The organism is Serratia sp. TSA_105.2 (genome assembly GCF_052692115.1).
The window spans coordinates 52,766-64,495 of sequence record NZ_JBQZFT010000013.1 but is presented as its reverse complement, the minus strand read 5'-3'; the positions used below and the strand labels follow the sequence as shown (position 1 = coordinate 64,495).

Here is an 11,730-nt window from a genome sequence, read left to right as displayed (position 1 = left end):
TCAATGTCCCTGGAGAGGTAAGCAAAGGGGCGAAGCCGCCCCGCCTGGCGTTATGGTTTTAAGATTTGCACGCCCGCCGTTGCGCGCGGCGCCTTGATCACCAGCAGCACCAGCAGCGCGCCCAGCGCGGCGACGCCGCCCGCCAGCATAAAGGCGCTGTCGAATTTGCCGGTGTTCTGCACGATGTAGCCGGTGACGATCGGCCCGATGATGCCGGAGACGCTGCCGATCAAATGAATGAACCCGCTGGCGCCGCCGACCCGGGATTTATGCACCACATCCTGGATGATCGCCCAGTAGAGAGCGCCGGTAATGTAGAGGAAGAAGATTGACACTGACATCAGCATCACCGCTGGCACCACGCTGCTGACGGTGCCTGCCAACGCCACGCACACCGCCGCCGCCAGCAGGCTGGTGACCAGCACGATCTTGCGCGACAGCAGCAATTTGCCGGTGATGTTGAAGATTTTGTCGGAAATATAGCCGCCGAGCGCCAGCCCGACGAAGCCGACGATCCACGGGATCATCGTGGTCAGGCTCATCTCCTTGATGTTCAGGTTGTGCGCCTGCACCAGATATGAGGGGAACCAGCTCAGGAAGAAGAACAGAATGTAGTTGTAGCAGAAGAAGGCGAAGGCAGTGACCAGAATGATCGGCTGCTTCAGGTAGTAACCCAGCCCGTGCGCCGCGTCGCTCAGCGCGCTTTCCTCGCCGAGGTTTTCCTGTTTCAACCGCGCGATCAGCGCCCGTTCTTCGGCGCTGACGCGCTGGCTTTTCGCCGGGTTATCCGCCACCACGAAGAACCACACCAGCATCCAGACGATGCCGATGGCGCAGATGATCATAAACGCCGGCCGCCAGCCGAACGCCAGCGCCAAATAGCCGACGATCGGCCCGGCCACCGCGCCGCCCAACGGCGAACCGGCGCTGAGCAGGCCCATGGCGGTCGCCGCCTGCTTCTTCGGGAACCAGCCGTTGATCATCTTGTTGGCCGAGGCGCAGATCGGCCCTTCGGCCATGCCGAACAGGACGCGCAGGATCAGCATCGAGTAAAAACCGGTGGCGATCGCCGTCATGCCGCAGAAGATGGACCACAGGCCGACCGCCACGCCCAGCACCAGCGTCGGGCCGAAACGGTCGACCGCCAGCCCGCCGACGAAGTTGAAGATGGCGTAGCCGAAGAAGAAGCTGCCGAAGATCAGGCCGAACTGTTCGGCGTTCAGCATCAGATCCTGTTCGATCATCGGCACGGTGATCGACAGCGCCACGCGATCGAGGTAGTTGATCATGTAGACCATGAATAGCAGGAACACGATGGTCCAACGCAGTTTTTTAAACATAAAGCACTCCACTGGGTGTCGTTTTAATCGTGATGCTTCGTTGTTTACACGGGCGGCGGGGGCCGCCCAATGCCTCGATGCTGCCTTGGCGTTACTCGAACTGCAGCAGCACCTTGCAGCAGGTGCGCTGATCCCGCTCGAACATCAGCATCGCCCGTTCGACGTCGTCGGCGGGCACGCAGTGGGTGAGCAGCCGCTGCGGGTCTAGCTTGCCGTCCGCCATCCAGCCGATCACCTGCGGGAAGCGCGCGCTGTTCAGGCGCGAGGAGAAGATCGACAGCTCCTTGCTGGTGATGCTCTGCTGGGTCAGGGTGCAGGCATCGCCGGAAAAGCCCATGATGCCGATGCGCGCCGCAGGCGAGGCAAGATTGATCGCCTCCGGCAAAATGGCGGGGTGACAGGCGGCATCGACGATCAGCGTCGGCTGAATGCCACGCTGCTGCAGCGCTTGCGGCAATGCGGCTTCGGCGTTGTTGAACGTCTCGTCGGCGCCGTTGGCGCGCGCCATGTCCAGCCGCTCGGCGATGCGATCGACGACCCACACCTGCTTGACGCCGTACACGCCTTTCAGCGTCTGGATCACCGTGAGCCCCATCGGCCCGGCGCCGTAGATCAGCGCGATGTCGTCGGGGCGCGGTTGCAGATAGGCGGTGATGTTGGCGGCGATGGTGAAGGGTTCGATCATCGCGGCGTGGCGATCGCTGATGGCCGGCGGAACCGGATAGGCGTTGCGCGCCGGTACGCAGGTGTAGTCGCTGAAGCCGCCGTCGCGATGCACGCCGATGACCTGCAGCGAGGTGCAGACGTTGGGGCGGCCGACCGAACAGGGATAGCAGTGGCCGCAGCTCACCACCGGATCTACCGCAACGCGTTCGCCGAGGCGCACCGGATCGACGCCTTCGCCCAGCGCATCGATCAGGCCGAAGAACTCGTGGCCGATCACCCGCGGATAGCGGGCGAACGGGTTATGGCCGTGATAGATATGGACGTCGGAGCCGCAGATGCCGGCGAATTTCACCTTGACCCGCACCTCGCCGGCCGCCGGCTGCGGCAGCGCGCGCGTCTGCAGCGCCAGGCGCCCGGGCTGTTCGATCACGACGCTGCGCATGGTGTTTACCAGTTCCATAAGGTGCCATCCTCCAGACGTGCGACCGGCAGGTAGGCCGGTTCATATGGATAACGGGCTGCCAGCTTCTCATCGAACTCGATGCCGATGCCCGGCTTGTCGCCCGGATGCATATAGCCGTCGTCGAACGTCCAGCTGTGCGGGAACACCTCGAGCATCTGCTCGGAATAGCCCATGTATTCCTGCACGCCGAAGTTCGGCACCCACAGATCGAAATGCAGCGCCGCCGCCATGCAGATCGGCGACAGATCGGAAGGGCCGTGCGAGCCGGTGCGCACCTGATACAGCGAGGCGAAGTCGGCGATGCGCCGCATGCCGGTAATGCCGCCCGCGTGCGTCAGGGTGGTGCGGATATAGTCGATCAGCTGCTCTTCAATCAGCTGTTTGCAGTCCCAGATGCTGTTGAATACCTCGCCGACGGCGATCGGCGTGACGGTATGCTGGCGGATCAGGCGGAAACAGGCCTGATTTTCCGCCGGCGTCGGATCTTCCATCCAGAACAGGCGATACGGTTCGGCGCTTTTGCCGAAGCGCGCCGCTTCGATCGGCGTCAAACGGTGATGCATGTCGTGCAGCAGGTGCTCGTTGAAGCCGAACCTGTTGCGCACCGCGTCGAACAGTTTGGGGGTGAAGTCGAGGTATTTTTCCGTCGACCACAGCTGCTCTTCCGGCCAGTTGCCCTTGGTGGCCGGCTCGTAGGCCAGGCCTTTGCCTTTGGCCATGCCGTAGGTGGTTTTCATGCCCGGTACGCCGCATTGAACGCGGATCGCCTTGAAGCCTTGCTCTTTATGCTTGGCATAGTCGTCGAGCACTTCGTCGATCGAGTGGCCGGTGGTGTGGCAATACACCATCACTCCCGAGCGCGACGCGCCGCCCAACAGCTGATACAGCGGCATGTTGGCGGCCTTGGCCTTGATGTCCCACAGTGCCATGTCGACGGCGGAAATGGCCGACATGGTCACCGGGCCGCGCCGCCAGTAAGCGCCTTTGTAGAAGAATTGCCAGAGGTCTTCGATCCGCTGCGCGTCGCGGCCGATCAGCTGCGGGCAGAGGTGATCTTTCAGGTAAGAGGCCACCGACAGTTCACGCCCGTTCAGCGTGGCGTCACCGAGGCCGATGATGCCGTCATCGGTGGTGATTTTCAGCGTGACAAAGTTGCGCCCCGGGCAGGTGACGAACACCTCGGCGTTGACGATTTTCATAACCTTCACATCCTGTAGCTGCGGAGAGATAGCGCGAAAATACGTCATGAACTAACTACCATACAAGTATGAATTAGTGAATTTGCCGGAGAGGATCACATTTGATCGCGAGCGGAAGCGGGTTAACGGGGGGAATAAATGGGGCGCAGCGGCTGCGCCCGACAAGGTCAGCCCAGCAGGGCGCAGTTAGGCGGCAGGCGGCATTCGATGGCCTGCGGCAACACTTCGATGCGGAAATGGCGGCCCTTGAGCGGTTCGCCGTCGAGGTTGAAGGTCATCTCATGCGGCGCGTCGATCTCGAGCCACGGCAGCGCCGCACTGAGGATGCTGTTGCTCTCTTCGTCGTTGAACAGGGCGGCGACCAGCGCCGGCAGCAGTTCATCGGCGATCAGCAGGCGCAGCTGCAGCAGGCCGTCGTTGATCAGCGCGCTGGGGCACAGTTCCTGGCCGCCGCCGGCCTGTTTGCCGTTGCCGATGCCGATCACCAGCGCTTCGCCGGCCCAGCGGAAGTCCGGCCCGCGGATTTCACAGCGGTCGGCCTGTAGCGTATCCATGCGCAGCAAGCCGTGCACGAAGTAGGACACGCCGCCCAACGCCGCCTTGAGCTTCTCCGGCGTTTCGGTGGTGATGCGGGTGCCAAAGCCGCCGGTGGCCATGTTGATGAAGTAGCGTTCGCCGTTGACCTTCGCCAGATCGATAGGCACCGAGCGGCCTTTGATCGCCAGCTGCAGCGCCTGTTCCGGCGAAGGGGGAATGTTGCAGGCCATGGCGAAGTCGTTGGCGGTGCCGAGCGGCAGAATACCCAGCACCGGCCGGCCGTGTGCCGGCAACTGCACCAGCGCGGCGGCCACTTCGTTGATGGTGCCGTCACCGCCGCCGGCGACGACGGTGCCGACGCCGAGCTGTGCGGCTTCCGCGACATAGCGCGCGGCGTCGCCGTGCTCCCAGGTCACGCGCACGTGCAGCGTGATTTGCTCTGCGCGCAGGCGTTTGACCGCCTGACGCAGCTCTTCGTTACCGGCGCCTTTGCCGTTGATGATAAGCAGGGCTGGGGCATGTGGGTGTTGAGGCATTGCCGATTTCCTCCGGCGGAAAATCAAGAATGCCTCAAGATAAACCAGCTGCCGCCACCAGGCCATCAGAATATTCAGCTAATTCCGGTTATTTCCCGGCGTTCAGTGAATATGAAGCAAGGCGAGTTTATCTGAATTTTACGCGGAAATAAGCCAGATTTTAAAGACGAGAGGATTAATCGCTGTAGCGTTATTTATATATCGAAGCGGCGTGATTATTATTATTAAAACGGATAACGGGAATAAGTTATGGAAATAGGCGCAGCGAAAAAAATAGGCTTATCCATAAAGAAAAAGCCAGCCCAAGGGAGATTGGGCCGGCTAAGGAGGTGGTTCCTAGTATTGCTATGCAAATATTTTCGTTGTTCGTTTTAAGCAGCGTGATAGTAACCAAGCTGCGCGCACATTGATGTGATCCAATTCTAATATTTGCTAAAAATCGCCGCCGAATGACGGCGATTCATTTTTATGCCCCGGCGCTATTTTCTTCCGCCAAATTGCGGATCAGCAACGCATAATTGAGATCGATATCCTGCGGGATCGGCAAATAAACGATATGGCCGTTGCCCGGCGCCACCTCAATCGGTTCGCCTTTCTTATTTTGCATGCTTTCGAGGGTGAACACCACGTTGCCGCCGGGCGTCATCATCTCGACGCCGTCGCCGAGTGCGAACTTATTCTTCACGTCGACTTCCGCCCAGCCATCGCGGCGCACGCCGGTGAATTCGCCGACGAACTGCTGGCGTTCGGAGAGCGAGGAGCCGTAGTCGTAATTCTGCTGCGCTTCGTGCACGTGGCGGCGCAGGAAACCCTCGGTATAGCCGCGGTGCGCCAGGCCTTCCAGCGTGGTGAGCAGGGTCGGATCAAAGGGTTTGCCGGCGGCCGCGTCGTCGATGGCGCGGCGGTAGACCTGGGCGGTGCGGGCGCAGTAGTAGAAGGACTTGGTGCGGCCTTCGATCTTCAGCGAGTGCACGCCGAGCTGCGTCAGGCGCTCCACGTGCTGGATGGCGCGCAGATCCTTGGAGTTCATGATATAGGTGCCGTGTTCATCTTCGAAGGCGCTCATATATTCGCCTGGCTTTTGCGCTTCAGACAGCATGAACACCTTGTCGGTTGGCGCGCCGATGCCCAGCGTCGGCTCGACGGTCTGCACCGGGATCGGCTCGTGCAGGTGCACGATATTGCCGGTGTCGTCCTCTTTGCCTTCCTCCGCTTTGTACTGCCAGCGGCAGGCATTGGTGCAGGTACCCTGGTTGGGATCGCGCTTGTTGATGTAGCCGGACAGCAGGCAGCGGCCGGAGTAGGCCATGCACAGCGCGCCGTGGACGAAGATCTCCAGCTCCATGTCCGGCACTTCGGCGCGGATCTCGGCGATCTCTTCCAGCGACAGTTCGCGCGAGAGGATCACACGGGTCAGCCCCATTTGCTTCCAGAACTTCACCGTCGCCCAGTTAACGGCGTTGGCCTGCACCGACAGGTGGATGTCCATCTGCGGGAAGGCTTCGCGCACCATCATGATAAGGCCAGGATCGGACATGATCAGCGCATCCGGGCCCATATCGATAACCGGCTTCAGATCGCGCAGGAAGGTTTTCAACTTGGCGTTGTGCGGGGCGATGTTCACCACCACGTAGAATTTTTTGCCCAGCGCATGGGCTTCGTTGATGCCCTGCGCCAGATTCTCGTGGTTGAACTCGTTGTTGCGCACCCGCAGGCTGTAGCGCGGCTGGCCGGCGTAAACCGCATCGGCGCCGTAGGCGAAGGCGTAACGCATGTTTTTCAGCGTTCCGGCCGGGGAGAGAAGTTCCGGTGTAAACATAGTGTGTCTCGGTCTGATTTCAGGTCAGTATACCTCTGTCTTTCGAACTGCAGCGTTGTTGGCTGCATTCGCTCACTCCAGTCACTTGGTTGACCAAGCTCCTGGAGACTCACGAACTTGCCGCCTAGCTGCCGTATGAAAGCCTGTGGGTATATCGCGCCCCAGATGGCGCAGTAAAAGCGGGGAATTGTAGCCGCAGCGCGACAAGAAATCAGCAGTTAACCGGATTTATTCAGGGGAGATTGATCCCGGTCAAACGGAAAACGCGCGGTGGCGGCCACCGCGCGGGCGAAACGGGGGATCAGGCGCTCAAATCGCGGATATCGGTGGTCGGGCCGTTTTTCGTCACCGACTGGATACCGTTTTTGGCCGCGCTTTCGGAGCTGTACATTTCGCTGACGCCGATCACCTGATGGTTCTTGGCTTTCAGCACAAAATAGGGCTGATTGCTGGCGCTGTGCTTCAGTTCGTACTGCGCTTCATGCGGCGAGTTGGTCTGCACCGAGGCGATGCCGTTCTCCGCCGAGGCTTTGCTGGCATACATCTCGCTGGCCAGAATGATCTCGCCGTTACTGGCTTTCAGGTTGAAGTGGTACTGTCCGTTCTTTGCTTTTTTCAGCTCGTAATGACCGATTGCCATGGTTCTTCTCCTGTAGGTTCCGATTCGTGATGTAAGTGTAGCCAATCGCTTGAAAATCGGCGGCTAAACCTCACAGCAGCTTAGTCGAAAAAATGCGCAGTTTTTTTGCGCCGGCGCGGAGTTTTCATTCGGTGAGCCCGCCGCCGCACGGGAAGCTAAGGAAAGGCGCGATGATTGCGCAGTGCGCCGCATAATGACAATTACGTGGTTTCATCGAGTAGCATTGCGCGTTACCGTTTGCTCGCTACGTAAAGGTGAGTGAAAAGTGAGCGATAGATCTTGGCATCGACGCGCTGCAGGCATATGCTTTGGCCTATGCCTGCTGTGGAGTGTTGAGATGGAAAGAATCGCAAAGCTGTTTAAAAACGGTAGAAATCAGGCGGTGAGGTTACCGGTGGAATTTGAATTTGATACGGATCGTGTGTATATCCGTCGCGATCGGGAGGGAAACGTGATTTTATCCAAATATCCGGCAAAGCCGGACAGCTGGGCACCGCTGCTGAGCATTATCGCCCAAACGCCAGTGCCGCAAGAGTTTCTTGGCGCGGAAGATCGTCAGCAAGGGGTTGCAGAGCGCGATCCTTTCTCAGAGGAAGAGTAGGCGATGTACATGTTTGATACCAATACTGTCAGCCACCTGTTTCGGCAGCATCCGCAGGTGCTAAGCATCATGGAAAAGCTTCCGCCTTCTGCCGTGTGCATTTCCAGCGTCACGGAGGCGGAACTGCTTTACGGTGTCGCTAAGCGGCGGAACAAGGCGTTGCAAAGCAGTGTCGAGGCCTTTCTTGCCGCAGTGACGGTCTATGCATGGGATAGCGAGGCCGCCCGCTGCTACGGTGAAATGCGCGCGAACATGGAGAGAAAGGGCAAAATCATGGGCGCACTGGATCAACTGATCGCCGCTCACGCGCAGAGCCGTGGCGCGACGCTGGTGACCAACGATCGCGCATTCGCCATGGTGCCCGGGTTGGCGGTTGAAGACTGGACGCGCTGATCCCCTAAACCCCATTCATCAGCCGGCAGGGTTCGGCTTCCCAGCGGTAGCCCACGCCGTATACCGAGCGGATAAAGGATTTTTCCCCGTCGATCAGTTCCAGCTTGCGGCGCAGGTTTTTGATGTGGCTGTCAATGGTGCGATCGGTGACCACCCGGTAGTCGTCGTACAGGTTGTTCAGCAATTGCTCGCGAGAAAATACGTTGCCCGGCTGGCTGGCCAGCGTTTTCAGCAGGCGGAATTCCGCCGGCGTCAGATCCAGCAACTGCCCCTGATAGCTGGCCTGGAAACGCGGCTCATCGATGTGCAGCAGGTCATCTTCCCGCGCGCTCTCCTGCGGCCGATAGCTGCGACGCAGAATGGTTTTCACTCGCGCCACCACTTCGCGCGGGCTGTAGGGTTTGCAGATGTAATCGTCGGCGCCGATCTCCAGCCCCAACAGGCGATCGATCTCTTCGATTTTCGCCGTCACCATCACGATGGGCACGTCGCTGAAGCGGCGCAGCTCGCGGCACACTGTCAGACCGTCGGCGCCCGGCAACATCAGGTCGAGCAAGATCAGCGCCGGCGGATGCTGGTGCACGGTCGGCACCACCTCGTTGCCGTTGGTCAGCCAGCGGGTGGCGTAACCCGCCGCCTGCAGATAATCCACCAGCAGCTGGCCCAGCTTGGGCTCATCTTCAACAATCATGATCTGCACGGGGTGATTCTGAATGTCCATCAGGGCGCCTTATTTTTTATCGGGGTAGCAAATTCTACTGTAATGCGCACGCCGCCTAAAGGCGAATGCTCGGCGCGGATTTTCCCGTCGTGCGCTTCCACGATGTTGTGGCAGATCGCCAGCCCCAGCCCGGAACCGCCGCTGGCGCGGTTGCGTGAACCCTCCGCCCGGTAGAAGCGTTCGAAAATGCGCTTCAGTTGCTGATCGCTGATGCCCGGCGCGCTGTCCTGCCAAAAGAGGATCAGGCGCCCCGGCTGCAGCTCGGCGCCGATCTCCAGCCGGCCGCCGGCGTCGGTGTAACGCAGGCTGTTTTCCAGCAGGTTATTGAACAGCTGGTTCAGGCGATCGGGATCGCCGAACAGCGGCGCCTGGGCCGGCAGATGGGTGACGATCTCCAGCCCTTTGGCGCGGAAGCGTTCGCGAAAGGCAGCGACGGCGATCTGCACCAGGTGCACGCAGTCCACTGACGACTTGCGATAGGCCAGCGCGCCGAGATCGGAGAGCGACAGCTGATGCAGATCGTCGACCAGTTTGGTCAGGGTGGATACCTCGGCCTGCAGCGAGCTGAGCGACGCCGGCGTCGGCTGGCGCACGCCGTCCTGCAGCGCCTCCAGCTCGCCGCGCAACACCGCCAGCGGCGTGCGCAGCTCGTGCGATACATCGGCCATAAAGGCGCGGCGCATCTGCTCGTTTTTTTCCAGCGAGGTGGCCAGTTGGTTGAAGTCGTGCGCCAGCCGGCCCAGTTCATCCTGGCTGCTGACCGCCACGCGGGTGGTGAAATCGCCCGCCGCCAGGCGGTGGGTGCCGGCCACCAGGCGCTTGACCGGGGCCAGCATGCCGCGCGACAGCAGCCAGGTCACCGCCGCCGCCAACAGGGTGGAGAGCGCGACGATAATCCAACTGGTGCGCCGCTGCTGGCGATCGAAGTTGATGTCGGTATTGCGCGTCAGGCGCTCGACCGGGGTGGTGAGCACCCAGCCGACGATCTCGTTGTTGTAGCGGATCGGGTGGCGCGGCCCCTCCTTCGGCAAGGGGCCCGAATGCCCGACCAAGCGATTGAACTGGCTGTCCACCACCCAAAACTGGGTGCGCCAACCTTTGGGCGGCAGATTGTGACTGCTGTCGCTGTTCTGCTCGAACGAACGCATGATCTGGTAGACCACCTGATCGTTGTTGCGCAGGAATATCCAGTTGCCATGATGGCTGTACTGTTCCTCCAGCGCTTCGCTCAGCATGTTGATGCGCTGCTCGTTGCTGCTCTTGATGTAATCGATAAAGCCGCGCTCAAAGCTGACGCGCACCCCCCAATGCATGGTGATCAACACCAGCATGCAGGTAGCGAAAATGGCCAGGAACAGTTTCCCGGTAATGCCTATCCTCATTGCAACCTCGTTGAGCCGGTACCCGGCTCTTTGGTCAGCGTGCGGTTGGGCGCGCTATCGGCCGGCACGCGCGCGAAGGCCAGCGCGGGCAGAGCGATAATCAACGCCATACAGCAGTAACTGTAAATAAATGCGCCGTGAATGGCCGGGCTATCGGCCACAACCTGATGATGGGCAAAGCTGCCGATCAAGATGCCGGCGACGCTGACGCCGAGGCTCATCGACAGCTGCATGACCATCGACAGCAGGCTGTTGCCGCTGCTGGCCAGCCGGTCCGGCAGATCTTTCAGCGTCAGGGTGTTCATCGCCGAGAAGCGCAGTGAGTTGACCATTCCCTGGAAGAACAGCACCACCGGCAGCAGCCACAACCAGCCGAGCATCGCCGCCAGCAGGAAGCTCAGGCTGACCAGCGCCAGCAGCAGCGTGGCGGCCACCAGCACGTTGCGATAGCCGAAGCGGTTGACCACCTGCACCACGATGCGTTTCATGCCCATGCTGCCGATGATCATCGGGATCATCATCAGCCCGGCGTGGAATGGCGTAAAGCCCATGCCCACCTGCAGAAACAGCGGCGTCATGAACGGCAGCATGCCGCTACCGATGCGCCCCAGCAGGCTGGCCAGCAGCCCGATCTTGTAAGTCGGGGTGCGCAGCAGCCGCAGCGAGAACAGGGCGCGGCTATTGCCGTAGGCATGCCAAACATACCCCAACAGCGCCGCCACGCCCAGCGCCACCAGACCGGCGATGGCGCCGCCGGAGAGCCCCATGCCCTTGTGGCCGTCGAGCGCCAGCGTCAGCGACGCCATGCCGATCGCCAGCAGGATAAAACCGCTGAGATCGAAGCGGCGGGTCTGCATTTGGTAGTTGGGCATCAGCAGTAGCGTGGCGATGGCGCCCACGATGCCCACCGGAATGTTGATCAGGAAAATCCAATGCCAGCTGGCGTATTGCACCAGGAAGCCACCCAGCGCCGGCCCCATCAGCGGGCCGATTTGCCCCGGCAGCGTCACGAAGGTCATCGCCGCCATGTACTGCTCGCGCGGCACGATCTTCATCACCGTCAGGCGCCCGACCGGCACCATCATCGCGCCGCCGATGCCCTGAATCACGCGCGAGGCGATCAGTTCGTTCAGGGTTTCCGAGCGGGCGCAGAGGAGGGAGCCGAGGGTGAACAGCAGGATGGCGCTGAAAAACACCCGCTGTACGCCGACCTTGTCCGCCAGCCAACCGCTGGCCGGCAGCGTCACCGCCACCGTCAGCACATAGGAGACGATCACCGACTGCATGCGCAGCGGGTTCTCCCCCAGGCTGGCGGCCATTGAGGGCAGAGCGGTGTTGACGATAGTGGTATCCAGCGTCTGCATAAAGAAGCCGAATGCCACTATCCAGAGTTGCCAGCGTACCGTGGCGGCGTGTTTCATCAGCATCGGTCG

The 11,730-nt window shown here is 60.8% G+C and carries 11 protein-coding genes; 2 read left to right on the top strand and 9 right to left on the bottom strand.

The genetic code is table 11. From position 1 onward, the window contains the following. Positions 1 to 50: 50 nt before the first annotated feature. The 6 genes from ACUTSC_RS23135 to ACUTSC_RS23110 all read right to left on the bottom strand — a co-directional run bounded on the left by ACUTSC_RS23135 (position 51) and on the right by ACUTSC_RS23110 (position 7,200). Positions 51 to 1,340, bottom strand: coding sequence for an MFS transporter (locus tag ACUTSC_RS23135; RefSeq protein ID WP_197768728.1), 1,290 nt, complete (start codon positions 1,338 to 1,340; stop codon positions 51 to 53). 91 nt (positions 1,341 to 1,431) lie between these two features. Next, positions 1,432 to 2,448 (bottom strand): Zn-dependent oxidoreductase, encoded by a 1,017-nt coding sequence (locus ACUTSC_RS23130; RefSeq protein WP_197768757.1) that lies wholly within the window; start codon positions 2,446 to 2,448, stop codon positions 1,432 to 1,434. A gap of 5 nt (positions 2,449 to 2,453) precedes the next feature. Then, complete coding sequence (manD, locus tag ACUTSC_RS23125; RefSeq protein ID WP_197768727.1) at positions 2,454 to 3,668, bottom strand: D-mannonate dehydratase ManD; 1,215 nt, start codon at positions 3,666 to 3,668, stop codon at positions 2,454 to 2,456. Between the two features lie 167 nt (positions 3,669 to 3,835). Further along, complete coding sequence (gene yegS / locus ACUTSC_RS23120; protein WP_197768726.1) at positions 3,836 to 4,741, bottom strand: lipid kinase YegS; 906 nt, start codon at positions 4,739 to 4,741, stop codon at positions 3,836 to 3,838. Between the two features lie 466 nt (positions 4,742 to 5,207). Next, positions 5,208 to 6,560, bottom strand: a complete 1,353-nt coding sequence (trhP, locus tag ACUTSC_RS23115; protein WP_197768725.1) for a prephenate-dependent tRNA uridine(34) hydroxylase TrhP — start codon at positions 6,558 to 6,560, stop codon at positions 5,208 to 5,210. A gap of 301 nt (positions 6,561 to 6,861) precedes the next feature. Beyond that, positions 6,862 to 7,200: a YegP family protein gene (locus tag ACUTSC_RS23110; RefSeq protein ID WP_016926703.1), complete on the bottom strand. Its 339-nt coding sequence runs from the start codon at positions 7,198 to 7,200 to the stop codon at positions 6,862 to 6,864. Between the two features lie 337 nt (positions 7,201 to 7,537). On the opposite strand from ACUTSC_RS23110, the gene ACUTSC_RS23105 reads away from it, so the two are divergent. Further along, complete coding sequence (locus ACUTSC_RS23105; RefSeq protein ID WP_049204860.1) at positions 7,538 to 7,801, top strand: antitoxin; 264 nt, start codon at positions 7,538 to 7,540, stop codon at positions 7,799 to 7,801. 3 nt (positions 7,802 to 7,804) lie between these two features. Beyond that, positions 7,805 to 8,194 carry a type II toxin-antitoxin system VapC family toxin gene (locus tag ACUTSC_RS23100; RefSeq protein ID WP_060441149.1) on the top strand — a complete coding sequence of 130 codons (390 nt, stop codon included), beginning with the start codon at positions 7,805 to 7,807 and terminating at the stop codon, positions 8,192 to 8,194. Positions 8,195 to 8,198: 4 nt separating this feature from the next. On the opposite strand, the gene baeR is transcribed toward ACUTSC_RS23100, so the two are convergent. Genes baeR through mdtD form a run of 3 tightly spaced genes read right to left on the bottom strand, consistent with a single transcriptional unit; the run spans position 8,199 to position 11,724 of the window. Further along, positions 8,199 to 8,915, bottom strand: a complete 717-nt coding sequence (gene baeR, locus ACUTSC_RS23095) for a two-component system response regulator BaeR (protein ID WP_197768724.1) — start codon at positions 8,913 to 8,915, stop codon at positions 8,199 to 8,201. Beyond that, a complete protein-coding gene (gene baeS / locus ACUTSC_RS23090) occupies positions 8,915 to 10,297 on the bottom strand; it encodes a two-component system sensor histidine kinase BaeS (protein ID WP_197768723.1) in 1,383 nt (460 codons plus the stop codon). Before baeS ends, baeR begins: the two co-directional genes overlap by 1 nt. Continuing rightward, positions 10,294 to 11,724 (bottom strand): multidrug transporter subunit MdtD, encoded by a 1,431-nt coding sequence (mdtD, locus tag ACUTSC_RS23085; RefSeq protein ID WP_175089952.1) that lies wholly within the window; start codon positions 11,722 to 11,724, stop codon positions 10,294 to 10,296. Before mdtD ends, baeS begins: the two co-directional genes overlap by 4 nt. Between the last annotated feature and the right edge of the window lie 6 nt (positions 11,725 to 11,730).